The organism is Candidatus Electrothrix sp. (assembly GCF_052785085.1).
Map to the genome: position 1 here is coordinate 1 of NZ_JALAAI010000018.1, position 24,728 is coordinate 24,728.

Consider the following 24,728-nt stretch of genomic DNA (forward strand, 5'->3'; position numbering starts at 1 on the left):
GTTAACAGCTCTGGGTATACAACGTAACGGTAAGCTGATTAACGTGAGCCTGAGAGAGCCTCCAACCTGAGGGCTGTCGGGTTATTGCGCCTTATGTCCATTTTACAGAAAGGCTGTCAGGGGCCTGTCAGTAAAACCGCATCCATTATCTTGCACAGAGAATACCACATGATATGGTTCGCTGTCCTCTACAAAAGATCGTAACACTATTGTCTTATCTTTTCCATGACCGTCATCAAAAGATTCATAACTATTTTTTATAAGGTTTACGAAAATCTGTACAAGATGCGCTTCCTCAAATTGCACCAATGGAAGATCCTGAAAATGTATCTCCACGTTGATATCCCGCTGCCGCAGGGAATCCTGTAACATATTCAAGGCATCACGGGCCACCCGGTTTATATCAATATGCTGGTATTCCTTCACAGGAATACGGGCATACTGTCGTTGCAAGCGGATAATATCTTCTATATGGCTGTGTTTGTCACAGATCTGCTCCAGAATTGTTTCCACCTGTATATACTCTTCTGCAATGGATTCCGGGATGAGCTGGATAATCTGTTGCATTCTCCTGGCCTGCTCATCAGGAACAGCGGTTGCAGGGAGGGTTTCCAATATGTTACCGAGCGTTTGCAAAACCTTATTCAGATTATTGCGAAGCGGACTTGTCTTGAGCCGGGTAATTAAGGTGGCTGCACTGATCTTTGCCGGAGTAATGGCATTACCGATATTATGGAGCACCCCGACAGCCATTTCTGCCATTCCAGCTTCATGAGCCTGCTTGATCATGATATCCTGGGCTTCCTTGAGTTCCAGAGTCCGTTCGTCAACCTTTTGTTCAAGGGCTTTATTGTAATCTGCCAACTCTTTACGACTAGCTCTGAGCCCCATGGTCATCCTGTTAAATGAACCTGCCAGATCAGCAAACTCATTACAGACTAAGTTCTTGCTGATCTCATGCTTCAGATCTCCGTCACGAACCCGATGCACCCCTCGTCTCAAAATATCAAGGGCACGGAGCAAGGGCCTGGTAAACAGCACAGCAACAAAAACAGCAATTGAGAAAAAAACCGCCATGATCGTTATAAAATATACTTTCTTGGCCCGTAGTTGTTTATCCCAACGAAGATGTTCCTTAATTATTTTACTGTTCAGGTAATGCATGGTGTACCCACAGCGCAAAACGCCCCAGAGCTTATCGCCGTTATACACAGGAAGCACCGCCTCCAACAGAACTGTATTGCCAAGAACATCCTTTTCTTTCAAAAAAAAGACTTCCACCGCTTGGCCATGAGAGAATTTCTTAGGGAAAATCGGCCAGAGTTGTTTTGTGTTTCTCAGAGCCATTGCATCTTCCAGCCGGATTCCCAGCTTATTTTTATCTGGATGAGCCAAAACTCGTCGTTCTTGATCCATAACCAGGCAATAGACCATCTCAGGGTCACTTTTCACCACCTCAGCCATCAAATCAGAAAGAAAGGTGGCATCATAACCAGCAGCAGCCTGACCAACACTCAACCCTATACTTTTTACCAAAGCCGCACTCCGCTGTTCCATAGCCTCGTTCATGCTTTGAATATTATCCCGCAAATTCTCATCCCGAAAATCTGTGGTCTTATCAAGAAAAATAATAGTAAGTAAAGGATAGAGCAGAACAAGCAGAACTGAGTTCATAAGAACCAGATAGAGTCGAAGAGAGATTCTGGACAACTTCATGCTGGATATTGTGTCAATATACGTTCCAGACCTGACTCATTCATTGATCTCTCGATCCACCGGCCTGGGTGTTTTTGGAAATAAGAAATGCCCCAAGAGCTGCCATGACCACCCCTTGAAAGGGAATTAGCCAGAGGTAAGAAAGTTGTAAAAACTCCAGCTGGGAAAGAGGTACAAACGGACTGAAAAGGATGGTCAAACTGACCGTGCTTAAGTAGCTCATGGAAAGAAAATCAGAAAGACGAAAAAAAAAGCGATCAACTGTTATGACGGCATCAGCTTCTGCCGGAGAACTTGCCTCAGCAATTAAGGCTCCAAGAAGAAGAAAAAGGGTTGGTGTAAAGGTCAGCAAAATCAAAATCCAGGCCTGCCTTGCTTCACTGCCGTATTTACCCAAAATTGTCTGCAACACAAGCAGGGTAAAAAGAAAAACTGACCCGCTGAACCAGATGCTTGTCAGGCGTTTCTGAGTATCAGCAACAGGAATACGCATAATGCCCTCCCCAAGGCCTCAAAGAGTACTGCGCTCACAAGCAAAACTCTCCTTCCGGGAGCGCAAAAATACTTTCTATCAATCCGAGTTCTTTTGCCGTTTCTTCAGTTCTGCCTGCTGATCAAGCCGTTTAAAAAGAATAATCAGGCTTCGCTTCAACAGATTTGTTGCATGATAGAGATGATCAAGTTCATCGTTGGATTCAGACGGATTGGTGTAGACAAGCTCAGTTTCCAATTTTCCAGCAGCAATAGCCTCTGCACTTCTGGTTAAACGAACCAAACGAACCACCACCGATTGAATAAAAAGAAGATTTATAACAAAAATAACAAAGATAAAGAATACTGTCCAGGGGGTTATCAATGACTGAAGAACCTCCTGAATCCCCATAGCAGGCAGGGTGACACTGACAATGCCACGAACCTCCCCGACTTTATAGCCAAAAGCCTTTTGAGAACCGTATTTTTCAATCACAGCAGGTGGCGCATCCTCGGGATCACCATGACATTTCAGGCATTCCTTTTGCACTAAGATAGGGCGGGCGTATCGGTATGTTCCATTCTCATGCTGTTCAACAAATTCAAGCAGGTGATTTTCTTTAAAGGCTCTCACGGCAGAAAGCTCAAAATCATCAGGAATATTGTCCTCATGGCGGTAATCATCGCTGGTTACCCGAAAAAAAGCACGGGTTGCCTCCTTGTTCGCTATCATTGACAATTCTCTGGTGGCTAAGGCAGGATTTTTTCCATAAAATACTCCGCCATCAACAGCATTTTCCTGATCAAGAAAATCATGATAACCTGATACCAGCTTACGCACCCATACCATCCCAGTCTGGGCAACCCAGGTGCGGAAGGCAATAACCTGATCTGCCACAGCACCAGCCTCATGGCGGGCAGTATAGGTTTGCAGAGCTGATAAACTGGCAATAAAGGCCCCGGCAATCAACAACATTGTCAGAGTAAAAACAGCAAAAAACTTGAGCGGAATACTCCATTTTTTGTTCATACAGTGACCTCCGGTTTTTTTTACTCACCCTGATTAGGCTTCTTGTTCACTTACCCTGAAAACATTCTCTTATTATTCCAGAATTTTTTCCAATACAATAATTCCATCTGGGGTAAAAGTCTCTGACGCACTGAACGCAAGCGCAGTGCGCGGATGCATAAAACGCCCTTCTTCGACTTCTTCTGCCTGCAGAGTAAAAGGTCCTTCATGCACACAGGAAAAGATACGGCCCCAGACTCGATTTTTCTGATCCTCATAATACTGGTCAAAAAGAAAATTGAGAGGGATGGGTCCTATCCCTAACTCTTCCTGCAATTCCCGTTTTGCTGATTGCTCATAAGTCTCTCCGGCCTGGACAACCCCGCCAGCTGCAACGTCCCAATATCCAGGATAGACATCCTTTGTTCTTGTACGTTTCTGGATAAAAATTTCTCCCGCAGCATTAAAGACCAGGATGTAAGTCGCCCGATGAATAAGGCGCTGCTCCCGCATCAAACGGCGCGGCAATTCACCCAGCTCTTGGTTGTGCTCATCCACAATGGAGACAATTTCCTCTCCTGGAGTATACATCATTCTTCCTCGTATTCTTCCATGTATTCTTCCACACTATTCATCCCTGTTTTTCATCTCCGCTCTGGTGCTGTAATTGCCAGCAGCGATGCATACCTTTTCCCTGAAAATCATCAGGAAGAGTCTGATCTGTTATTTCCTTGATGACAAATTCCTTTTCCAACTCCATATCCAGCTGGAATTTTCTATAATTTGTGGAGAAAATCAGTACGCCGTCCCGTGTGAGCAGGTTCATGGCAAGCCGAAGCAGTGCTGAATGGTCCTGCTGCACATCAAAAACAATCTTTTTGTGGCGAGAATTGGAAAAGGTTGGTGGATCAACAAAAATTACTCCATAACGATGAGAGCGATCCTGACAGGATTTGAGCCATTGCAGACAGTCTGCCTCAGTGAACTGATGCAAGGCCCCACCAAATCCGTTTAAGGAGAGGTTGGCCTGTGCCCGAACAAGATATTTTTCCGAGAGATCCACTGTCTGTGTAGAGACAGCACCACCCTTGGCAGCATACACGGTTGCTGAACCTGTATAAGCAAAGAGATTAAGAAAGGTTTTATCTTCAGCAAGTTCTGCCAATTTAGCTCTGGTTTTGCGATGATCAAGAAACAAGCCAGTATCCAGGTAATCGGTAAAATTCACCAGAAAATGACAACCTCCTTCACATACCTCATAAAGCTTTCCAGCCTTGCCGGTTTTCCCGGTTGCTCCAGAACGTTTCTGATACTGTTCCTTGCCCTGCTGTTTTCGCCGTTTTTTGATAAAAAGCTGGGAATGGGGAACATTGAGCAGGTGACGAATTACCTGTAAGGCCTGGTTAAAACGTTCCTCTGCTTTTTCTGATCCTATTGTTGCTGGTGGTTCATACTCCTGCACATGCACCCATTGTTCGTACACATCAATGGCCAGGTTATAATCAGGAAGATCTGCATCATAGAGGCGGAAGCAGCTAATATTCTTTTCTCCTGCCCAGGGAAAAAGCCGCTGGCAATTCTTGCGCAAACGGTTGGCAAAATCTTCTGCGGGTAAAGCAGGGTCATTGTCCTGAAGAGTAAAGGGGAATCCTGTCGTTCTTTTCGCACTTTCCTCTGCAGGACCAGGAGCGGCTGCTGTCAACAAACGACATTTCAAAGGACCGTTATACAAACGATGACGCTCCTGCCAACGCACTCCAACCATATCAGCTAAATCAGGATTTGTTGTAAAAAAGCCCAGTTGCCAGCCAGGAAATTCCTGACGAAAAATCCGTCCCAAAGCACGGTACAGGTATTTTACAGCTTCTTTTTCTGACAAACGTTCACCGTACGGCGGGTTGGTCAGTAACAGGCCCTTGGCAGTTGGCGGCTGTACATGAGCAAGCTGCCGCTGCTTAATCGTGATCCTGTCGGCCAGTCCTGCATTCGTGATATTTTTTCGGGCAACCGCAACAACCTGTGGATCAGCATCATAGCCGATCAGCATGGGCCAGGGACTGTCAATATACTGATCTTCCCTTTGCACGGCATGATCAACCAAGGTCTCCCACATTTTTTCATTATGACCTAACCAGTGGTGAAAGCCAAAATTGTCCCGTAATAAGCCTGGTGCAGAATCACCAATGATCAAGGCTGCCTCAATAAGCAGGGTTCCAGAACCACAGAGAGGATCCATGATACAGATATCAGGGGACATACCAACCCGGATACCTGCTAGATGGGCAATAGCTGCTGCCAGGGTTTCTTTCAAAGGGGCCTGACCGGCACCCGTTCGATATCCCCGTCGATGGAGGCTATCCCCGGATAAATCCAGAGACAGGGTTGCTGCGGTCTCTTCCACATGCAGGTTAATCCGTACCTCTGGGGTACGGACATCCACATCAGGCCGCTCGCCGGTCCGTTTGCGGAACTGGTCCACAATAGCATCTTTAATTTTCAGAGATGCATAATGACTATGATTCAGTTCAGGTGTAGACCTGACCAAAGTGGAATGAAGAGCAAAACTTGTATCACCGTTAAAATGTTTACTCCAGTTGATTTTGCTCGCCTCGTCATAGAGTGCTTCCGGTGTCAAGGCCTCAAACTGGCTCAAACGGAGCAAAATCCGCGAACTGCATCGAGACCAGAGACAGGCAAGATAAGCAGTTTTCAGAGAGATGGCCTGCCAGGTTACTGCACCTGGGGCTGTTGTTACATTCTTTCCTCCTAATGCAACAATCTCCTTCTGAACGATGTTTTCAAGTCCTGCGGCGCAGGTGGCGACAAAATAATAGGGTTCCTTTGTATTCCGCCTTCTTTTTGATCGAACCGAGCGTTCGAAACTTTGATGAGCATGCATGAACTAATATAAAAACCTCATAAACAAATCTGGAAAAAAAGCACGTTACCATGCCCTTCAGGTATTTTAAAATATAATAATACGTTCCGTATGTTTCAGGTTTCATTTCCCCTGAAATCCAAGTGAAACGATCCTCACTCCCTCTCATTCTCGACCAAATCCCTTTCCGCAGGCAAGGTGATAACCATACTGGTTCCCTGGCCCACCTCTCCTTGAATATTCACTGTACAATTCATGGAAGTAAGCATCTTTTTTACGATCGTAAGCCCCAAGCCTGTTCCTTTGGCCTTGGTCGTGAAGAATGGTTTAAACAATTGCTGCTTGACCTGCTCTGGAACACCACAGCCATTATCCTGAAAAATTATCTGAATAACCTGAGCATCTTTTTTTAGGAGATAAAGAGAAATACATGGGTCTGGAGTATTTCGCAGAGCATTGACTGAATTCGTCAAGAGATTCAGGAAAACCTGATGCAAGACCCGTTCATCCACCATGCTCCAAACCCTGTCTTTTACATGCAGGCTCATCTTGACCCCATTACCTAATAAGTCTTTTTCATGAACTCGTTTAAAATTTTCCAGAAAAGCAGCAAGGTCTGTAAGAACTATCTCCTGCTCTTCCAACACGTTGAAATTTTTTAATGAATAGAGCAGGTATTCCATTCGTTTAATTTCTCCTATGGAACGATCAAGAAATTCTTTAATTTTCTCCGGGGAAAGTTCATCCAATTGCCTGATCAGAACACTGATGGCCATCTTTAACGAATTCAGTGGATTGCCCAATTCATGCCTGATACCCGAAAAAACAAACCCTACGTTATCCATAAGGTTTGCTGCTTCAGCAATGGATTCCAGACGTTTTTTCTCTGTCTGATCGCGCTTGATAACACAAAAACTATTCACCTTGTTTGCTTGTCCTTTGACTGGGATAATGGCAACAGACTCATCATACATTGTTCCATCTTTATGGCGATTTTTTATCTCTCCATGCCATTCTGCACCTGCTGCTGCTGCGTTTAATACAGCACGGCATTCAAACTGACCATGTTCATCAAACTGAACCTGCCCTAACTTCAGCCCAACCAGTTCTTCTGGTAAATAGCCGGTAACCTGGGTGCTTGCCGGATTAGCATAAAATATGGTCCCGGCTTTATCTGTCATCAAAACACAGTCTGCAAATTCATTGATTGCTGCTGCCAGCCGGGTCCGCTCTCTGGATTCAAAGGTACGCTGCACTGCTGTTCCTATGATCTCAGAAGAGGTTATCATCGCCTCCACCAAAGGTTTATCCCAGGACCTTTTGGAAAGGCTGCAATCAAATCCTATACAGCCCCACAACTGTTTATAGACATAAACAGGAAGAATCAGGTAGGTACGAATATTATTATTTTCAAATTCCCCCCAAAGAAAAGAAGGGATATTTTCATCAGGCCCGGTTATCGCACCTTCTGACAAGAGTTCAATAGGGGCCTTCCACATGGCCAGGAGATCAATACTTGAACACGTAATCGTGTTATTGGGTTTATACCAGGTATAATGATGTCGCTGGGCAATCTGGGGTTCAAAGGTTTTCAGGTATACATGCTCAATATCAATATTTTCAGCAAGATATTTGAGCACCTTTTTGATGATCTCGTCCCAGTTCTCTGTTTTCAGAAAAGACTTTGCCACATAATTCACTGAACTCAGAATATGGTCCCGCTGCAACAGATTACGGCTGGTTTTCTGTTGAACAGTAAGTGATTCTTTAAGCAGCGAATTCGTACGCTCCAGATCAAGGGCCTGCTGTTCCAGCTTCTGTCGGGCAGCTTGCATCTCCAGGGCATTATTCACTCTGGCACAAAGCTGGGCCTTATTCACTGGCTTGCGCAAAAAATCTACAGCCCCTTCTGCAAAGCCGCGATGTTCATCTGCCTCTACACCTGTAGCAGTAAGAAAAATAATAGGTATCCCTTTGGTTTTTTCCTGCTGCTTCAGCTGATTACAAACACTGAATCCACTGATATCAGGGAGATTAATATCAAGAAGAATCAAGTCAGGTTGTTCTTCTTGGGCAAGTTGCAAACCGCCTTGACCATTTTGCGCATTCAGGACTTTATAATGTTCATTTTCCAGAATATAATGTAAAATATTCAGGACTAGTGAATCATCATCAACCAGCAGGATACAAGCCTTTTCATTTTTCATGTTTTGTTCTCTCAGGCCGGATTGATAATATAGACATTTTTTGTTTACTTCAGACACTATTATTGCTAATTATTTCATACACTGTTATTGCTCTAACATGTAACGTTGTGAGAAACAAGATTTATTGTTACCACACCTCATACGTGAAGGCGTTTTGCAGTAATATGAAAGCGTTACAACCTTATCATACATATGCATGACATATTGTATATTATGCGCAAGTTACATACCAGACAAATAAACAAAGAATGGCGTTATGAAAAATGTATTAATTGTTGATGATGAACTCAATCTGCTCCTTACCATCCAGGCTGCGTTTGAAAAGAATGATCGTTTTCATTTGCTGACCGCCGGAAATGGCATAGAAGCCCTTGATATTCTTGAGGACAATACTATAGATCTCCTTGTGACTGATCTCAAAATGCCTAAAATGGATGGGATAGAACTCCTTGCTGCCGTGAGTCAATCCTTTCCAGAGATTCCCAGCCTTGTTATGACAGCCTTTGGGACATCCAGCTTAGAACAGCAGCTGCGAAAAGCCGGAGCACTGAATATCCTGGAAAAACCACTGGACATTGAAACCCTTGAGCAGTCTATTTACGATGCTTTGGATTTTTACCAGGATAGTGAAGGAGGCCCGGAACTGGACATTTTTCTTCAACTTATGGCACTGGAGAAAAAAACTGCTCATTTAAAAGTTTTTGCCTCTGATGGTCAGCAGGGCAGTTTCTTTTTTCGTAAAGGCTATTTGATTGATGCCGAGCAGGGAAGCCTGACCGGTGATCAGGCTGTTCTGGAAATGCTTGAATGGGAAAAGATCAAATTAAGCATGAAGGAATTCTGCCCCTCCACTATTATATCAGATGCATCTGATACACAATCTCAACTCATGCCTCTCCTTTTTGATATGCCCTATCACATAGAACAGGAGGGTGCTGTAGACCCTTTGGATAAGGCTCGCCAGGAATTTACCCGAATCCAAAAAAAGAAATGAGCAGGTGCGAGTCCAGAAACCTGGAACGAAGAGCAGCACGGAATAATCTATGAGAAACAACAGGTACTCATAGATTATTCAGATGCATGCCTCTTCCAGGTTCTTTAACAGAGTAATTCTAATTCTTGATCCTCACCCTCTTCAACGCCCACAACCACAATACCCGCTTTATTCGCAGCAGCAATCATAGCCTCACGATCAAAAAGTAGAGACTGAGCCGCTTCAACAGCCAAGACAGCACCCTTGACTGAGGAAAGAGTCTCAATGGTCCTGGTCCCGGTAGCTGGTAAATCAAAACGAAAATCCTGGCCAGGCTTCTTCACCTTCACAACCACAGCCCCAGAACCAGCCAGCTCCCCACCCCGCTGAATAGCAGCATCTGTTCCTTCTATGGCCTCAACTGCCAAGACAGCACCTTCGCGGACCACAACACATTGTCCGATATCCAGCCGCCCTATATCACGAGCAATTCTCCAGCCAAAACAAATATCAGCCCATTGTTCCTTACTGGGTTTTTTCTCTCCTAAAATGCCTTTTGGAAAAAAGAGGTGATCCAGGTAACAGGTTGAGGCCAGCACCTTAATCCCCTCGCCTTCCAGTGCTCCGGCAACGGCCCGCAGAATTGCATCGTCCAGACGCTTATCAATTTTATTCCACAGGCTTAATCCCTTTAAATCAGGAAGAACATCCCAAAACATACGAGTTTTGGTGATGGTACCACAAAATACAGTCTCACGGACTCCCTGTTCATGAAAAAAACGGATAATCCTGCCCAGCTGCCCCAGCTTTACCCAGCAGGAAACATCAGTCACCTGCTCAAGCTCAGCTGCGGTTTCATTCTGATGGCAAATTGCAACGACTTGGCGGCCTTGCTTTTGGGCTGCCTCAGTAAAAAGAAGAGGAAATTGTCCGCCTCCGGCAATAAGTCCGATAGGTGTTGATGGTATTGACATAGGCAAGAGGTTTAATTGTCTTCAGTACGCTTCACCACACCACGCTTACTTTCCCGGAAAAAATCCACCATAACCTGTACTTCTTTGGAATCCGCCAACTCATGGGTTGCCTGGACCAAGGCCTCTTTCAACAATACCTGGGGCGAGGAACGAAAAATTATTCGAAAAGCACGATCAATATCACTGATCGCCTCCCGTGGCATGCCATTGCGACGCATACCAATCTTATTCACCCCGGCAATACGCATTCTGTTCCTGGTTCCGGTGAGAATAACATAGGGAGGAACATCCATAGAAACCCCGGACATGCCACCAATATAGGTATAAGAGCCTATACGGCAAAACTGGTGGACAGCCACTAAACCGCCAAGATTGGCATAACTGCCCACCTCAACATGCCCCCCCAAGGTAGCCACATTGGACATAATAACATGGTCATAGAGCACACAATCATGGGCCACATGGCAATAGGCCATGAGCATATTATTATTTCCAATAACTGTTTTTCCTTTGCCAGCAGGGGTTCCCCGATGGATTGAAACATATTCTCGTATGGTATTCTTGTCACCGATAACCAGTTCGGTTGGCTCCCCCTGATAATGGGTATCCTGCGGCGGCGTACCCAGAGAAGAAAAAGAACCAATATGATTACCAGCCCCGATACGAGTATGGCCGGAAATCACAGCATGTGCGTCAATAACCGTGTCCGGGCCAATAGAAACGTTGGGCCCAATAACGCTGTATGCACCAACGGAAGCAGTTGCATGAACTTCCGCCTGTGGGTCAACCACGGCAGTAGCATGTATAGTCATGTACGTCATCCTTTGTCGACATGATCAGGCCGACAATCAATCTCAAAGCAGCAGACGCTGCATATTTGCTTTTTGCTTCGTAACAAAAAATCAGGAAAAGGCGGCCAGCTGCTCAGCCTCAGTTACCAGCACATCATCCACATACGCCCGACATTGCACCTTGATAAGTTTCCTTTTTTTGCGAACCATTTCCACCTTATAAATCAGCTGGTCTCCAGGGCGTACCACCTTCCGAAACCGAACCTTATCCATTCCGGCAAAATAGACCAGCTTTCCAGTAATATCTTCTGTGGAAAGATAGGCTAACACGGCTCCGGCCTGGGCCATTCCTTCAAGAATTAAAACTCCTGGCATAACTGGCTCACCAGGAAAATGTCCCTGAAAAAAGGGCTCACCCATAGAAACATTTTTTAAGGCGGTTATCATTGTATCCGGTTCAAACTCCAGAACCCGGTCCAACATAATAAAAGGATATCGGTGCGGCAAAAAATCAAGAATCTCCTTAATCCCCAGAGGCAACTGCACCTTTGTGTCCTCGCTCATTCAACTCTTCTCCTTTTTTCTTATCATTGCATTCTCTTCAAGGCTTTAGTGCTCCTTGAGCAGGCAAAAGTCTGCTTTTGCTTTTCCCAAAGCACACCTGAGCATAGCCCATTTATCCCTCAGGGTAAAGAAAAACAGAGCAGGTCAGCAGAGAACACAATAGAGATGTTTCTCATCTACAAAACCGACCACGGCTTAGGCATGAAAATATGGCGATACAGACCCAAGGCATAACGATCCGTCATGCCAGCGATAAAATCGCAGACCTGGCGATGCCGTTGTTTCTGCTCCTCTGTACTCTGAACCGGCGAACGCATGACAAAGGGAGGTTCTTGGTTATCAGAAAATTCATACTCCAGGAAAAAGCCGTAGAGCTGCTTGATAATATTCTGGGCCTTTTCAAATTCTGTATGCACCCGCTCATTGCGGTACACAGTATTATAAAGAAAACTACGCAGATCCGTAATCACCTCCTGCATCATCGGGCTGAGATGCAGGCGGCTGTCATTTTTTTGCAAGGTTTCACGAATCAGGTCGCGGACCATAGTATCAATCCGCATGGAAGGTCTGTTACCAACCACCTCACGTAAATGCTTGGGAAGATCAGCCTCCTGAATCATACCGGCCCGTAAGGCATCATCCATATCATGATTCAGATAGGCAATAATATCTGCCACCCTGACCGCTTGTCCTTCCAGGGTGGCAGGCAGATCCTTGCTATTGTCAGGCAGAATGTCCCGATACCCTTTTGAATGTTTAATAATTCCGTTCCGTACTTCCCAGCTCAGATTCAGTCCTTTCCCATCCGCCTCAAGGAAATCAACCACTCGCAGGCTCTGAATATAATGCCTGAATCCTCCGGGATGCAATTGATTAAGACTGTGCTCACCAGCATGACCAAAGGGTGTATGACCTAGATCATGGCCCAAAGCAATGGCTTCGGTTAAATACTCATTTAGACGAAGACAGGTTGCAATGGTTCGGGCGATTTGGGAGACCTCTAACACATGGGTAAGACGGGTACGGTAATGATCACCGGTCGGAGCAAGAAAAACCTGGGTTTTATGCTTGAGGCGACGAAAGGATTTGGAGTGAATAATACGGTCCCTGTCCCTTTGAAAGACCGTACGCAGGTCACAATCCGGCTCTGAACGGAAACGTCCCCGTGTTTGGTTACTCAAAAAAGCAGAGGGTGAGAGAATTTTTTTCTCGTGTTCTTCCTGTTGACAGCGGATATTCACAGCAGACCTTGAACCAGGGGATGACTTTTTCTCCAAAACGTGCCAAAGTTGTAACAACACCTTTGTACGAGGACAAGTGTTTTTTCTCATCAGAAAGTTCATTTTCCACCAACAGGTTGACGTTCCCCATTCCCTGTGGTAATGACTTTTATTTTATTTCTTGCTGTATTGATACACTGAGCGGTCATCGTCCCCTTATACAGGAGAAACTTGATCACCCAATACTTATTATTTGATTTTCCGGCTCAGCCGGTAAAAGGAGCCCTCAATGCGAACGGATATTCTGCATATTGGTGCAGGTGAACTAACCTATGAAATTCGCAATATAGTCAATGTAGGCAATCAGTTACAAGAACTTGGGCTGAATGTTAACTGGGAAAACATCGGCGATCCAGTGGCCAAGGGAGAACAGATTCCGGCCTGGATGAAGGATATTGTTGCGGCAGCAGTGCAGCAGGATGGGACCTACGGCTATTCACCGACCAAGGGGATGCTGGCAACCCGCCAATTTATCGCAAAAGAGACCAATGCACTGGGTGGTGTTCAGATAAGCCCGGAAGATATTATCTTTTTTAACGGGCTCGGAGATGCTATTTCAAAAATATTTGGTTTTCTTCGGCGAACCGCCAGAGTACTGGTGCCAACGCCCAGCTACACCACCCACTCCTCTGCTGAAGCCGCCCATGCCGGAGACCGGCCCCTGACCTACATGCTGGACCCAAATAATAATTGGTATCCTGACCTAATGGATATAGAAAACCATATTCGCTATAATCCGGCAGTGGCAGGCATCCTGATCATCAACCCGGACAATCCCACTGGAGCAGTCTATCCTGAAGTCATTCTGCGGGATATTGTTGCCTTGGCAGAAAAATACGACCTCTTTATTGTCTGCGACGAGGTCTATCAAAACATGGTCTATAACGGGACTGAGGCGGTGCCCTTAGCCACCCTGATCGGCGACAAGGTTCCTGCTGTCTGCATGCGTGGTGTGTCCAAGGAAATGCCTTGGCCTGGCGGGCGTTGCGGCTGGATTGAGGTTTATAATGGGCATCAAGACCCCATGTTTGAAAAATATATCAATTCCATCCTGAACGCAAAGATGATGGAAGTCTGCTCCACGACCCTGCCCCAAGTGGTGTTGCCCCAGGTAATGAAACACCCTGAATACCAAACCTATCTGGACGAACGGGTACAACGCTATGAAAAATACTCCAATATTGCCTATGAGATCCTGAAAGAGGTTGACGGCATTATGGTCAACAGAACCAATGGGGCTTTTTATATGAGTGTTGCCTTTGTAGAAGATGTACTCAATGATCAACAAGCTCTGCCTATAGAAAATGAGCAGGTTCGAAGCACAGTGGAGAAAATAGTCAGCGGGCCTGATGTTTCGCTGGATAAACGTTTTGTCTATTACCTGCTAGGCTCTTCAGGGGTTTGCGTGGTGCCGTTGTCTTCCTTTGCAACCAGTATGCAAGGTTTTCGGATCACCTTGCTGGAACGGGACGAAGAGGTGTTTACCCAGATTTTTCAAACCATTGCTGGGGCGATTAAGGAGTATCTGGCTTCTGCGTGATTCTTCTCGGGCCGTTACAGAGGTGAGAAAGATTTTCTTTTGATAATTTTTAACATAAACTACTTGACAGTTTTATGTCGGACGTTATATAAAAAAGTAGAGTCACATTGAAATATATCTTTATGGCATGTTCTTTGAGGTAATGCGCTTTCTGGATAAAATGAAACCAGAAAGTTGACAAGACCACAGCCGTTGTGAAGCGGTGTCGGAAAGCCACGGGTCTCTTGCAAAGAGATAGCCGGGTTACCTACTTTCAAACTCAATAATTCCAGGAGGAATGTTATGCAAAAATCAACTACTCTCAAGAGAAGTCTCTTCATAGCTGCATTATTACTTGCCGCAATACCTTTTTCTCTTCTTTCTGTATCCTCTGTTTCTGCTGCTGATAACGATTGTTTCAAAGCGTATGGAAATACTGCTGACAAGGCCTTCCATGCAGCTGTAACTCTTCTTAACAGTAAAGACAGAGAAATGGGAGAGGGATGGATGAAAGATAATATGCAGATCCGTCTCTTACCGAAAAAAATTAACGGTCAGTTTGTAGCTCTTATCTACTCTACTGTGCATCATGCGGATGCATGCGACCTGGATAAGGTACAAAGAATCGCAGATGAGCCCCGTCCAAACTGTGATAAAACAAGATGCACGATTTAAAGGGAAAATGATGTCAGCCGGGTACGTGCTTTGCACGCAACCCGGTTTTTTTTGCCCTTGTCTCAGCGGTGGAACCGACGTTATAAACAAAGCACCTCAGCTACCTGCGCAGCGATCTGCTCATAATCATCCCGAGCAAACCAATTCAGATCCTGATGCTTCCTGAACCAGGTCATCTGCCGCTTGGCATATCGCCTCGTATCCCGAACAAGGTATTCCAACATTTCAGCCTGATTCCAATCCCCTGCAAGCAGGTTATTCACATGCTTATAGCCAATAGATTGCATGGACGGCAGTTCTGACGAATACCCCAGAGCACGCAACCGTTCCACCTCTTCAATCAGCCCCTGTTCCAGCATGATATGACTGCGTTGTTCTATCCGTTCATAGAGCTTTACCCGCTCACAATCCAAGGCCACCTGGAAAACCCGGCTGAAACGATTTTTCTGCTCGTTCTTCTGTACCTGCTGTTCAGTAATCAGCTCAGTCCAGGTTCTACCCGAGCTGTGATAGATCTCCAACCCGCGTAATAAGCGCTGGGTATCATTGGCATGAATCCGTGCTCCAGTGGCCGGATCAATCTGACAGAGTTCTGCATGGAGTGCCTCTTTGCCTTCGTGCTCCAGCCGCTCACGGAGCTGTGCCCGGATTCCTTTATCCATGGGCAAAACATTAAATAATCCTTCAAACAGGCTCTTAAGATAGAGTCCGGTTCCCCCGGTCAACAGGACCGTACGGTTGCGGGAGGCGATCTCCGCAATGGCTGCCAGGGCATCATCGACAAAACGGGCCGCATCGTACTGTTCATCTGGATTAACAATATCAATAAGATGGTGAGGAACAACGGCCTGCTCTTCCTCGCTGGGCTTGGCTGTGCCAATATCCATATGACGATAGACCTGCATGGAATCCATACTGATGATCTCGCAGTCAAAACGCTGAACCAATTGGAGAGAGAGAGCGGTTTTGCCCACAGCAGTGGGACCGACCAGAACAATGATCGGGCAGGCAAGAGCTGTCTGAGGATAGAGAGAATCTTTCACGATATTTATTCAGATTTCAGCTTCAGTAAAGGCAAAACAGAGAAGCGGGGTCAGGCGAGCTGTTAACTTGGGACCAATCCCCTTGATACGGATAAAGTCTTCTGGTCCAGTGATCGGACCTTGAGCGTTCCGAAAGGCAATGATCCGCTCAGATAATTTTGTACCGATCCTTGGTAACAACATCAAACTCTCCTGATCAGCCTGATTGATAGGCAAAGGGAGGTTGAAAAGTGCGGTCAATTCTGGTGGTACTGTTCCACAAGGGAGATCCGGGGTTATGACAAGCGTACCAGTTGGCAGCTGACCTTGATCTGCCTGATCCTGGGATATACGAAGCAATTTTGCCTGACCCATCTGGAGATCGGAAGCTGCCGGGACGAGATGATACACAGAGGCTTGGCGCTTAAACTCAGGGGAGAACCAGCTGTATCCCAGGATTATCAATCCTATAATCAGGAGAACTGGAATCCGAGCATCCTGTTTTGCCTGTTCTTCTGCCATCAACGCCTCTGTGTAGGACAGATACGAGGATCTGCCCTTACACATTACTGATCAATATATCCCCTGAGCATATGGATGACCTCAGCAGAATCCCATTCTGCTGGCCCTTTCACGGTTTCCCGGATAATCCCCTCCTTATCCAGAATAAAGGTTTCCGGCACCCCTGTGAGCCCGTACTGCATGCCTACCCTGTTACCTTCATCCACCAAAACCGGCAGGCTGATATCAAGCTTCTCGACAAATTGTTCCGCATTACCAGCTTCATCACTGTACAGGAGAGCCAGCATTTTAAACTGATTCTTGGGCAGGGTATCGTACAGATTCTGCATAGAAGGCATTTCACTGATACAGGGAGGACACCAGGTTGCCCAGAAATTGATAAACACCACCTGGCCTTTGAGTTCAGACAGGGTCCAGGTTCTGCCTTCAAGGTCAGTCAGGGTAAAGTCCGGGGCATAATTCCCTTTCACTGGCGGACCATCGGGTTGCATCGGTATAGTCCGGGTTATCGGCGCCTGTGGTTTCTGACTTTCTTGAGCTTGCTGCTGTCCCTGGTTTTGTTGGCCCTGTTGGTCGCAGGCTGTGATAAGCAGGCTCAGGCAGAGCAAGGCAACTGCAAAAAATATTCTATTCATGTTCCTCCTCTTTCTGCGCATCTTTCATCAGCTTATAATTCACTGCATCCTCAAGGGCCTGCCAACTTGCCTCAATAATGTTAAAAGAAACACCCACTGTGCTCCACTGAGTTGTACCATCCTGGCTATCCACCAGTACCCGTACCTTAGCACCAGTTCCGTGCTCACCGGAAAGTACCCGTACCTTATAATCAACCAGCTCCATTTCCTCTAACCGAGGATAAAACCAAAGCAAAGCCTTGCGCATGGCCTTATCCAGAGCATTGACCGGGCCAGCACCCAAAGAGGCTGTATGGGCCTCCTGACCATTCACAGAAAGCCTGATAGTTGCTTCCGTGAGCGTGTCCGCATCCATCCGATACTTATTATTCATCACCCGAAAGCCCTCCAGGGTGAAAAATTGGGGTTTCAATTCCATAGCTCGCCGCATAAGCAGCTCAAAGCTGGCCTCAGCCCCCTCGTACTGAAAGCCCTGATTCTCCAGCTCTTTAAGTTCCTGGACAATCTTGGCCATTGCAGGGTCATCAGCAGTGAGATTCAGACCAAACTTAACCGCTTTATGGAGGACATTGGATTTGCCAGCCTGATCAGAGATCAGAATCCGGCGGGTATTTCCCACTTTTTCCGGCTCAATATGCTCATAGGTCAGAGGATTACGCTGGACTGCACTGACATGAATGCCACCTTTATGGGCAAAAGCTGATTCTCCCACATAGGGCTGATAGCGATTATGGGGCAAGTTAGCCAGCTCATTGATCAGTCGGGAGGTAGAATACAACTTATCAATATGTTTACCCACCTCAGCTCCAAGACCCATTTTGGTAATCACTGCCGGAATAATAGAGGTCAGGTTGCCATTGCCGCAACGCTCACCATAGCCGTTAATGGTACCCTGAACTTGGGTACAGCCCAAGGAAACCCCGAGCAAGGCATTGGCCACTGCGGTATCAGAGTCATTATGGGGATGGATCCCAATCCTGGCTGTGCTGCCCTGCTCTTCCAGGAACTGCTTGACCCGTTCAATGATGGGAGGGATTTCATGGGGCAAGGTACCACCGTTGGTATCGCAAAGGGCCAAGGTTTCAGCCCCGCCCTTGATGGCCCGACCCAAGGTGGCCAGGCAGTATTCCCGGTTATTCTTAAAGCCGTCAAAAAAATGCTCAGCATCATAGATCAAATGCTTGACATGGGGTCGGAGATAGGCCAGAGAATCTTCAATGATCAAAAGGTTATCGTCCAGCTCAATACGCAGAGCATCATGGACATGGATATCCCAGCTCTTGCCAAAGATGGTGATGGCTGGAGTTTTGGCATCCAGCAGAGCCTGAAGATTGGGGTCTTTATCAGCAGGATTCTGAAAATGGCGGGTCGCACCAAAAGCAGAAAGGCGGGCATGGTGCAATTCCACGCCCTTCATTTTTTTAAAATATTCCACAGACTGGGGATTGGAACCAGGCCAGCCGCCTTCGATAAAATCAATTCCCAGCTTGTCCAATTGCTTGGTAATTTTGATCTTATCATCCACTGACAGGTTAAAATTCTCAGCCTGGGTTCCATCCCGGAGGGTGGTGTCGTAAAATTCTATGGTCATATTGCGTATCCCTTATCGCCTGTTAATCGCCTGTTACATTCCGATGATTGCATGCATTCAAATAATTTTCACCTGATGTGCCTTATCAAACAACCAATTCAAGGTATCAAATAACTTCTGAAGATTACCTGGCTCATCATTATCATCCAACACAGACAGTTTACTCATCTGCTTTATAAACAAAGCAGCCTCTCTGTCAAACTGTCCGAACTGCCATTCAACACCGGTGGTAACAGCTGCGTAGCACATTGTTGCCCCTTGAACTGATGCGGCATACATCTCGGCCAGGGCCTGGGCCCAGCCTTGGTCCCAGTCAGCCTTTTTTGCTTCAACCACACAAAGGGGAGGAATCCCAAGCTCACCACGTATCTGCGTTGTTCGGGCGATCAGAAAATCCGGTGTTCCGGCAAGATCCTTCTCTGGATCCACACTGTAGTTTACATGAGACCAAACCCGGAAATCAGGATAACGCTTATCAAGTACCTTCAATATCGGCTTGATAATATCCTCACAGGTGGCTGCTTCTGAAAGAAAACTCAAAGGATCCTTGAAGTTTTCCTTTATTTCTTCAAGCTTGTATTGCGGTATATCTTTGAGAGGCAATGTTTGGACAAAGGGCTTGCTATCTGTTTTCAGGTTGAACCTTCTGGCCACCTCTATTTCACTCTTAAACTGACTGAACGCCATACTACATTCCCCCCAACTACGCTGTTATCCCCTGTATATGACCCTTGTATGCAACGTGAGACAATCTCCCCGATAATAAATATCTCTCACCCAAGATGCTCCAAAGCAATCCGCAACATCCGACGAAGCGGTTCTGCAGCACCCCAGAGCAGCTGGTCACCAACGCTGAAGGCGCTAAGATATTCATCCCCCAGATTCATTTTGCGCAAACGGCCCACCGGGATATCCAGGGTTCGGGTAACACGGGCCGGGGTAAGTTTGTTCACACTTTCTTCTTTGGTGTTTGCTACCAGGAACGCCCATTCATTATGGCTGGCAATGGCCTCTTCAATATCTGCTAAGGGGATATCCTTGTTCAATTTGATAGTGAAGGCCTGGCTATGACAGCGCATGGACCCCACCCGGACACAGCAACCATCAATGGGTATCTGATTATCAGCAGAGTAACCCAAAATCTTATTGGTTTCACTCACACCCTTCCATTCTTCACGGGTCTGACCGTTCTCCATGGCCTGATCAATCCAGGGAATCAGGCTGGCTGCCAAAGGCGCACCAAAATTTTTGGTCAAAAAACGAGGACTCTGGATAGTTTTGGTAACGTTTTTATCAATGACCAAAGCACCTTCTCTATCATCCAGCACGTTCTGGGCATTCTCGCCTATCAGCCGCATCTGCTCCACCAGCTCAATCATATTCTTAGCACCGGCACCGGAAGCAGCCTGATAGGTCTGGGAGGTAATCCATTCCACCCAACCTTTTTCAAACAGACCACCCAAGGCCATGAGCATCAGAGAGACTGTGCAGTTTCCACCCACATAATCCTTGATTCCATCAGTCAGGCCCTGATCAATAACCTTGCGGTTCACCGGATCCAACACAATAATGGCATTCTCATCCATACGCAGGGTGGAGGCTGCATCAATCCAGTAGCCTTGCCAGCCTTCAGCCCGCAGTTTGGGATGAACCTTTGAGGTGTAGCTGCCGCCTTGACAGGAAAGCAGGATATCAGTTTCCTTAAGCAGGTTCACATCATGGGCATCAAGCAGCTGATAGGTGGTATCGTTAATTTCCGGGCCATCCTGACCTGCCTGAGACGTAGAGAAGAATAAGGGTTCAATATCATCAAAATCTTTCTCCTCATGCATGCGCTCCATCAACACAGATCCAACCATGCCACGCCAACCAATTATACCTACTTTTTTCATTGCAATTTCCTGATGTCTGCGGTGGAATCATACCACCGAATTATTAATATACTCAACCTTGTTAAAAACCACCTCAGTCTGCTTCACCCCTCAGACAATCCGTAAATAATGAACCAGCTCTGAAGCAATAATTGGAGCCACAGAGTAGACTTCCAGTAAATCATCTTTTTTGATACCAGGAAAGGTGTCTGCCCCGATGATTCGGTTTATTCCCTTTTCTTTGAAGCGCTCGCGAGCCCCCCCTGAAAGGATCAGATGGGTGGCCATAACCATCACATCCACAGCCCCGGCCTCATAGCAACGATCTGCTGTCTGGGTCATGGAGCCACCAGTCCGGATCATATCATCGCAGATAATAGCAGTTTTCCCCTTAACAGCACTGGACAACTGGCTGACAATGGTTTTGTCCACATCATAACGATCCTTATTGGCGGCTGTATGAGGACATTTAAGGATACCAGCTAACAGGGCCACCCGTTTACTGAAACCGTAATCCGGGGATACCAGCACGTAATCCTTGAGGTCAATATCGCGAATTTTCTCTGCTGCCAGGGTCTCTGTCCAAAGATGGCGGGTACGCACCTCACCGGAATGGGCATGGAGTACAGCCTCAGAATGAAGATCAACAAAAGCCACGTAATTGGGACGGGTACGGAAAATCTGGCGGGTGCGGGTAATTCCCTTGGGAATCTCGCCGGACTCGGGCTTAGAGCGTTCCATAGTGGAATACCCGAGATAGGGGATCACCACATTCACGCTCCGGGCATTCCAGTAACGCCCGCCAGCAATCAGATCAATCAGCTCCTGATTAGCGGCGTCAGTATGGGTTGCAGCAATAATAATAATATCCCGGCCTGAGACATCGCAGGGAAAGGCATGATAGATCTCACCATCAGCAAACTGTTTGCGGATCATCGGAGTACGAACAACCTTTAATTCCGCAGCCACCTTATCTGCCAAAGGGATGGTATCCTGAGTCGCAATCAGAAAAATATTTTCTCGTCTGGTCATTGTTCTACTTGGTAAATATATTGAACATGATTTCAGCTTGCTATTTCATCGGCAAGGCAAAGGACATGCTGATACATTTTCTCACTTATCCAAAATGAATACTGCTCTCGCAAAGTATCCATTAACGGCTGCACAACTGGAAGAATACCTTCTTTTTTCGCCTTAAGCAAAAGACCTAACGTCCCTGTCATATTGATACGATGCAATGCTGCTACGGTTCTGGCATCTTTGTCATCCAACAGGCAAAGCTTTGCATTCCGCTCAAGGCAGAAACTCAGGGCTTCAGCTTCACCCTGATGTAAAAAATGAAACGAATCATTCAGCTTAAAAGAAGAGCTGATACGATGAACGCGAATAAAACGGTCGTCAAGACATTATATCCACTGTATGTTATCTTGAAAACATTCTTCAATTTCCTTTTTTACAGCAAAAGGTATGTGGATTTCTTTAAAGAACTGCTGAAGAATATCCATTCGTTCCAGATGGAGAAAATTGCTTAACGGAGTAGTGTTGCTGACGATCATACAATACGTTCCAACTGCATGATGTCTGCTGCAAGCTCTTCCGGCGCACTGTGAATAGCAATTTGATGAGAGGCCAGAAACTGCTCAAACGCTAAACGTTTCATGTTCAGCAACCCACTTCCCTGAGCAGCAGTGATTATTCCCTGCTCGTAAAGACGTACAACAAGTTCTTCCATAAGCATCCGCTTTGCCCGTTTCGGAGGAAGCTTTAACTGAGCAGCGATATTCTCTGGAATTTCAAGTACAATTGACTGCATAGCACACTCCTCTCAATCTTAACCACCATCATGCTAATGCCGCAATAACGGCGTCGCCCATTTCCTTGGTATTAACCGGGGTACACCCCTCTGTGGCAATATCAGCGGTCATGACACCCTTATCCAAAGCAGCAGATACTGCATTTTCTATAGCTGTGGCTGCTGCATCCTGGTCCAGGCTGTAACGGAGCATCATAGCTGCGGACAGGATTTGAGCTATGGGATTGGCAATTCCCTGACCAGCAATATCCGGGGCAGAGCCTCCTGCTGGTTCAAAAAGACCAAAATTATCTGCATTCAGGCTGGCAGAGGCCAACATCCCCATAGAGCCAGTGAGCATAGCTGCCTCATCCGAGATGATATCACCAAACATATTCCCGCAAAGCATAACATCAAACTGCTGAGGCCAGCGGACCAGCTGCATGGTGGCATTATCCACATAGATATGTTTGAGTTCCACATCCGGGTAATCGGCAGCCACTTCCATGACCACCTCACGCCACAGCACCATGGTGGTCAGGACATTGGCCTTATCCACAGAGGTCACTTTTTTACCCCGTACCCGTGCCGCCTCAAAGGCCATGCGGGCAATCCGCTCAATCTCGGAACGCTTATAAACCATAGTATCATAGGCCATCTCATCAGCGCCACTGCCTTCTCTCCCCTTAGGGGTACCAAAATAGATGCCCGAGGTCAATTCACGGACCACCAGAATATCAAATCCCCCACCTACGATATCCGGGCGCAGGGGACAGGCAGCTGCCAGAGAAGGAAACACCCGGGCCGGACGCAGGTTGCAAAACAGGTCAAAATGCTTGCGCAGGGGCAAGAGGGCAGCCCGTTCCGGTTGCTCTGCCGAGGACAGACTTTCCCATTTAGGTCCACCCACAGAACCAAAAAGAATGGCATCCGCAGCTTCACAGGTATCCAGGGTGGACTGGGGCAAGGCCTGTCCATGATTGTCAATGGCAAGACCGCCTACATCTGCGGCCTCATATTCCAACGAAAAGCCAAACCTGACCTGGGCTGCATCCAGAACCTTAATAGCCTCTGCCATTACCTCCGGGCCGATCCCATCTCCGGCCAGTACTGCTACTTTCTTGCTCATAATATCTCGTTATTGTCCAAGGATTTTCTTCTCATCCCCAGGCTTGCTCAATACTCTGCCCTTCCCTCAAAAAGAGAGGACAGCAAATTTAAATGATTATGCGTCAAATAGGGCGAAACCCTACCAGAATTTTTTTTTTTTTGCCATCTTTTGCCCAAGAAAAAGCACGAAATCGTTCTTGCACAACAGAATTATGCAAGCTTTTGTAACAAGGTCAAGACTCTTGGGTGTTGAGAAAAAGGAAGTTGAAATTCCGGCTCTTCCAGGGAGTGCCAGCCTGTAGTATGCAGATCTTTCTTTTCCTTAGACGAGATCTCCTCCACACCCATCATAATAACCACGGTCTTTTCAGCAGCAATCACCTCTATCATGGGAAGAAAAATATCTGCTGCTGCCACGGCCCGACTGGTAATAAAGCTGGGTACTGGCCCTTCCCACCCCTGGCCTGGCTCAATTCGTTGGTCCTTAACCTGCACATTGGCCAGCCCCAGAGTTCTGATAATGTGGCGGAGAAAAGAAACCCGTTTCTGACGAGGTTCAACCAAGGTTACAGACAGCTCTGGCAGAGCTATTGCAAGTACCAGGCCTGGAAATCCAGCACCTGTACCGACATCCAGCAGAGTAGTTTCTGTGGTATGATCTGTATGTTCTGCATGATCCTTCTGCTCCAAACCGTACTGCTGAATCACCGGCATCAGGGTCAGGGAATCAAGAAAATGCTTTTCCACGATATCAATGGAACTGGTGTTACGGGCAATCAGGTTGACCCGCCTGTTCCATTTTTGGAGTTCCTGGCAATAGAGGAGGATGTTCTCCAGCTGTTGTTGAGACAGGGGAAGGCCGAGCTTATTCAAGCCACTAATAAATTGTTTTTGATCGCACATAGTTGTCAACGCACAGAACAGGTCTGAACGATTGGATTGTACTACGTCATAGAACCCAACCTTCTCTGGGGGTGGATTCTTTATTATTTCTACATATGATATTGTCTGTTCACTGAGACTGATATATTAGCCTTAGAGACAGGCTGCTGTCATCATATTTTGTTGCCCTTCCCCCGAAGTTATTCTCATCAGGCTACGGATTGATTTTAGTGAACGAAATATTGC

Annotated in this window: 25 protein-coding genes and 1 riboswitch; of the genes, 3 read left to right on the forward strand and 22 right to left on the reverse strand. The window is 46.5% G+C overall.

Annotated elements, in window-relative coordinates; translation table 11 throughout:
* Positions 1-102 precede the first annotated feature (102 nt).
* The 6 genes from L2082_RS04810 to L2082_RS04835 all read right to left on the reverse strand — a co-directional run bounded on the left by L2082_RS04810 (position 103) and on the right by L2082_RS04835 (position 8,281).
* Positions 103-1,716 carry a HAMP domain-containing protein gene (locus tag L2082_RS04810; protein WP_446011289.1) on the reverse strand — a complete coding sequence of 538 codons (1,614 nt, stop codon included), beginning with the start codon at positions 1,714-1,716 and terminating at the stop codon, positions 103-105.
* Between the two features lie 40 nt (positions 1,717-1,756).
* The gene (locus L2082_RS04815) at positions 1,757-2,209 is read right to left on the reverse strand and encodes a hypothetical protein (protein WP_446011290.1); all 453 of its coding nucleotides are present in this window, start codon (positions 2,207-2,209) and stop codon (positions 1,757-1,759) included.
* A gap of 78 nt (positions 2,210-2,287) precedes the next feature.
* Positions 2,288-3,217: a c-type heme family protein gene (locus L2082_RS04820; RefSeq protein ID WP_446011294.1), complete on the reverse strand. Its 930-nt coding sequence runs from the start codon at positions 3,215-3,217 to the stop codon at positions 2,288-2,290.
* Between the two features lie 72 nt (positions 3,218-3,289).
* Entirely contained in the window at positions 3,290-3,790 is a 501-nt protein-coding gene (yfcD, locus tag L2082_RS04825) for an NUDIX hydrolase YfcD (protein ID WP_446011295.1), read from the reverse strand.
* Between the two features lie 37 nt (positions 3,791-3,827).
* Positions 3,828-6,095 (reverse strand): bifunctional 23S rRNA (guanine(2069)-N(7))-methyltransferase RlmK/23S rRNA (guanine(2445)-N(2))-methyltransferase RlmL, encoded by a 2,268-nt coding sequence (rlmKL, locus tag L2082_RS04830; RefSeq protein WP_446011490.1) that lies wholly within the window; start codon positions 6,093-6,095, stop codon positions 3,828-3,830.
* A gap of 134 nt (positions 6,096-6,229) precedes the next feature.
* A complete protein-coding gene (locus L2082_RS04835) occupies positions 6,230-8,281 on the reverse strand; it encodes an ATP-binding response regulator (RefSeq protein ID WP_446009701.1) in 2,052 nt (683 codons plus the stop codon).
* A 256-nt stretch (positions 8,282-8,537) separates the two neighbouring features.
* Between L2082_RS04835 and L2082_RS04840 the strand changes: the two genes are divergently transcribed.
* Positions 8,538-9,275, forward strand: a complete 738-nt coding sequence (locus L2082_RS04840; protein WP_446009700.1) for a response regulator — start codon at positions 8,538-8,540, stop codon at positions 9,273-9,275.
* A 104-nt stretch (positions 9,276-9,379) separates the two neighbouring features.
* Here the strand turns inward: L2082_RS04840 and L2082_RS04845 are convergent, their stop codons facing one another.
* From L2082_RS04845 to L2082_RS04860, 4 genes are all read right to left on the reverse strand, one after another.
* Positions 9,380-10,228 (reverse strand): LpxI family protein, encoded by an 849-nt coding sequence (locus L2082_RS04845; RefSeq protein WP_446009699.1) that lies wholly within the window; start codon positions 10,226-10,228, stop codon positions 9,380-9,382.
* A gap of 11 nt (positions 10,229-10,239) precedes the next feature.
* The gene (gene lpxA, locus L2082_RS04850) at positions 10,240-11,040 is read right to left on the reverse strand and encodes an acyl-ACP--UDP-N-acetylglucosamine O-acyltransferase (protein WP_446009698.1); all 801 of its coding nucleotides are present in this window, start codon (positions 11,038-11,040) and stop codon (positions 10,240-10,242) included.
* A gap of 90 nt (positions 11,041-11,130) precedes the next feature.
* A complete protein-coding gene (fabZ, locus tag L2082_RS04855) occupies positions 11,131-11,583 on the reverse strand; it encodes a 3-hydroxyacyl-ACP dehydratase FabZ (protein WP_446009697.1) in 453 nt (150 codons plus the stop codon).
* Between the two features lie 176 nt (positions 11,584-11,759).
* Positions 11,760-12,824: a deoxyguanosinetriphosphate triphosphohydrolase gene (locus tag L2082_RS04860; protein ID WP_446009696.1), complete on the reverse strand. Its 1,065-nt coding sequence runs from the start codon at positions 12,822-12,824 to the stop codon at positions 11,760-11,762.
* 268 nt (positions 12,825-13,092) lie between these two features.
* Between L2082_RS04860 and L2082_RS04865 the strand changes: the two genes are divergently transcribed.
* Together L2082_RS04865 and L2082_RS04870 are read left to right on the forward strand one after the other, a co-directional pair.
* On the forward strand, positions 13,093-14,403 hold the full coding sequence (locus L2082_RS04865) for a pyridoxal phosphate-dependent aminotransferase (protein WP_446011491.1): 1,311 nt from the start codon (positions 13,093-13,095) through the stop codon (positions 14,401-14,403).
* Between the two features lie 172 nt (positions 14,404-14,575).
* A riboswitch (cyclic di-GMP riboswitch) is annotated at positions 14,576-14,654 on the forward strand.
* Positions 14,655-14,685: 31 nt separating this feature from the next.
* The gene (locus L2082_RS04870; protein WP_446011054.1) at positions 14,686-15,057 is read left to right on the forward strand and encodes a hypothetical protein; all 372 of its coding nucleotides are present in this window, start codon (positions 14,686-14,688) and stop codon (positions 15,055-15,057) included.
* A gap of 80 nt (positions 15,058-15,137) precedes the next feature.
* Here L2082_RS04870 and miaA read toward each other — a convergent pair whose 3' ends face one another.
* From miaA to rsmG, 12 genes are all read right to left on the reverse strand, one after another.
* The gene (gene miaA, locus L2082_RS04875; RefSeq protein ID WP_446011053.1) at positions 15,138-16,100 is read right to left on the reverse strand and encodes a tRNA (adenosine(37)-N6)-dimethylallyltransferase MiaA; all 963 of its coding nucleotides are present in this window, start codon (positions 16,098-16,100) and stop codon (positions 15,138-15,140) included.
* Between the two features lie 9 nt (positions 16,101-16,109).
* On the reverse strand, positions 16,110-16,601 hold the full coding sequence (locus L2082_RS04880) for a ComEA family DNA-binding protein (protein WP_446011052.1): 492 nt from the start codon (positions 16,599-16,601) through the stop codon (positions 16,110-16,112).
* Between the two features lie 44 nt (positions 16,602-16,645).
* On the reverse strand, positions 16,646-17,236 hold the full coding sequence (locus tag L2082_RS04885) for a TlpA family protein disulfide reductase (protein ID WP_446011051.1): 591 nt from the start codon (positions 17,234-17,236) through the stop codon (positions 16,646-16,648).
* Positions 17,229-18,827: a citramalate synthase gene (gene cimA, locus L2082_RS04890; protein WP_446011492.1), complete on the reverse strand. Its 1,599-nt coding sequence runs from the start codon at positions 18,825-18,827 to the stop codon at positions 17,229-17,231. The genes L2082_RS04885 and cimA overlap by 8 nt, the downstream gene beginning before the upstream one ends.
* 57 nt (positions 18,828-18,884) lie before the next feature.
* Positions 18,885-19,514, reverse strand: coding sequence for a hypothetical protein (locus tag L2082_RS04895; RefSeq protein WP_446009547.1), 630 nt, complete (start codon positions 19,512-19,514; stop codon positions 18,885-18,887).
* Positions 19,515-19,600: 86 nt separating this feature from the next.
* Positions 19,601-20,719: an aspartate-semialdehyde dehydrogenase gene (gene asd / locus L2082_RS04900; RefSeq protein ID WP_446009546.1), complete on the reverse strand. Its 1,119-nt coding sequence runs from the start codon at positions 20,717-20,719 to the stop codon at positions 19,601-19,603.
* Positions 20,720-20,809: 90 nt separating this feature from the next.
* The gene (gene prs, locus L2082_RS04905; protein WP_446011493.1) at positions 20,810-21,730 is read right to left on the reverse strand and encodes a ribose-phosphate diphosphokinase; all 921 of its coding nucleotides are present in this window, start codon (positions 21,728-21,730) and stop codon (positions 20,810-20,812) included.
* A 32-nt stretch (positions 21,731-21,762) separates the two neighbouring features.
* A complete protein-coding gene (locus L2082_RS04910; protein ID WP_446009544.1) occupies positions 21,763-21,969 on the reverse strand; it encodes a DUF3368 domain-containing protein in 207 nt (68 codons plus the stop codon).
* A 135-nt stretch (positions 21,970-22,104) separates the two neighbouring features.
* Positions 22,105-22,254, reverse strand: coding sequence for a hypothetical protein (locus L2082_RS04915; protein ID WP_446011494.1), 150 nt, complete (start codon positions 22,252-22,254; stop codon positions 22,105-22,107).
* Positions 22,251-22,511 (reverse strand): UPF0175 family protein, encoded by a 261-nt coding sequence (locus L2082_RS04920; protein WP_446009543.1) that lies wholly within the window; start codon positions 22,509-22,511, stop codon positions 22,251-22,253. Before L2082_RS04920 ends, L2082_RS04915 begins: the two co-directional genes overlap by 4 nt.
* A 28-nt stretch (positions 22,512-22,539) precedes the next feature.
* Entirely contained in the window at positions 22,540-23,619 is a 1,080-nt protein-coding gene (leuB, locus tag L2082_RS04925; RefSeq protein ID WP_446009542.1) for a 3-isopropylmalate dehydrogenase, read from the reverse strand.
* 191 nt (positions 23,620-23,810) lie between these two features.
* Positions 23,811-24,503, reverse strand: coding sequence for a 16S rRNA (guanine(527)-N(7))-methyltransferase RsmG (rsmG, locus tag L2082_RS04930; RefSeq protein ID WP_446009541.1), 693 nt, complete (start codon positions 24,501-24,503; stop codon positions 23,811-23,813).
* Between the last annotated feature and the right edge of the window lie 225 nt (positions 24,504-24,728).

Excerpts from the sequence above, each read along its gene's own strand:
- L2082_RS04810 (WP_446011289.1), bottom strand. The coding sequence starts at position 1,716 with ATGAAGTTGTCCAGAATCTCTCTTCGACTCTATCTGGTTCTTATGAAC.
- L2082_RS04815 (WP_446011290.1), bottom strand. The coding sequence starts at position 2,209 with ATGCGTATTCCTGTTGCTGATACTCAGAAACGCCTGACAAGCATCTGG.
- L2082_RS04820 (WP_446011294.1), bottom strand. The coding sequence starts at position 3,217 with ATGAACAAAAAATGGAGTATTCCGCTCAAGTTTTTTGCTGTTTTTACT.
- yfcD (WP_446011295.1), bottom strand. The coding sequence starts at position 3,790 with ATGATGTATACTCCAGGAGAGGAAATTGTCTCCATTGTGGATGAGCAC.
- rlmKL (WP_446011490.1), bottom strand. The coding sequence starts at position 6,095 with ATGCATGCTCATCAAAGTTTCGAACGCTCGGTTCGATCAAAAAGAAGG.
- L2082_RS04835 (WP_446009701.1), bottom strand. The coding sequence starts at position 8,281 with ATGAAAAATGAAAAGGCTTGTATCCTGCTGGTTGATGATGATTCACTA.
- L2082_RS04840 (WP_446009700.1), top strand. The coding sequence starts at position 8,538 with ATGAAAAATGTATTAATTGTTGATGATGAACTCAATCTGCTCCTTACC.
- L2082_RS04845 (WP_446009699.1), bottom strand. The coding sequence starts at position 10,228 with ATGTCAATACCATCAACACCTATCGGACTTATTGCCGGAGGCGGACAA.
- lpxA (WP_446009698.1), bottom strand. The coding sequence starts at position 11,040 with ATGACTATACATGCTACTGCCGTGGTTGACCCACAGGCGGAAGTTCAT.
- fabZ (WP_446009697.1), bottom strand. The coding sequence starts at position 11,583 with ATGAGCGAGGACACAAAGGTGCAGTTGCCTCTGGGGATTAAGGAGATT.
- L2082_RS04865 (WP_446011491.1), top strand. The coding sequence starts at position 13,093 with ATGCGAACGGATATTCTGCATATTGGTGCAGGTGAACTAACCTATGAA.
- L2082_RS04870 (WP_446011054.1), top strand. The coding sequence starts at position 14,686 with ATGCAAAAATCAACTACTCTCAAGAGAAGTCTCTTCATAGCTGCATTA.
- L2082_RS04880 (WP_446011052.1), bottom strand. The coding sequence starts at position 16,601 with ATGGCAGAAGAACAGGCAAAACAGGATGCTCGGATTCCAGTTCTCCTG.
- L2082_RS04885 (WP_446011051.1), bottom strand. The coding sequence starts at position 17,236 with ATGAATAGAATATTTTTTGCAGTTGCCTTGCTCTGCCTGAGCCTGCTT.
- cimA (WP_446011492.1), bottom strand. The coding sequence starts at position 18,827 with ATGACCATAGAATTTTACGACACCACCCTCCGGGATGGAACCCAGGCT.
- L2082_RS04895 (WP_446009547.1), bottom strand. The coding sequence starts at position 19,514 with ATGGCGTTCAGTCAGTTTAAGAGTGAAATAGAGGTGGCCAGAAGGTTC.
- asd (WP_446009546.1), bottom strand. The coding sequence starts at position 20,719 with ATGAAAAAAGTAGGTATAATTGGTTGGCGTGGCATGGTTGGATCTGTG.
- prs (WP_446011493.1), bottom strand. The coding sequence starts at position 21,730 with ATGACCAGACGAGAAAATATTTTTCTGATTGCGACTCAGGATACCATC.
- L2082_RS04915 (WP_446011494.1), bottom strand. The coding sequence starts at position 22,254 with ATGATCGTCAGCAACACTACTCCGTTAAGCAATTTTCTCCATCTGGAA.
- L2082_RS04920 (WP_446009543.1), bottom strand. The coding sequence starts at position 22,511 with ATGCAGTCAATTGTACTTGAAATTCCAGAGAATATCGCTGCTCAGTTA.
- leuB (WP_446009542.1), bottom strand. The coding sequence starts at position 23,619 with ATGAGCAAGAAAGTAGCAGTACTGGCCGGAGATGGGATCGGCCCGGAG.
- rsmG (WP_446009541.1), bottom strand. The coding sequence starts at position 24,503 with ATGTGCGATCAAAAACAATTTATTAGTGGCTTGAATAAGCTCGGCCTT.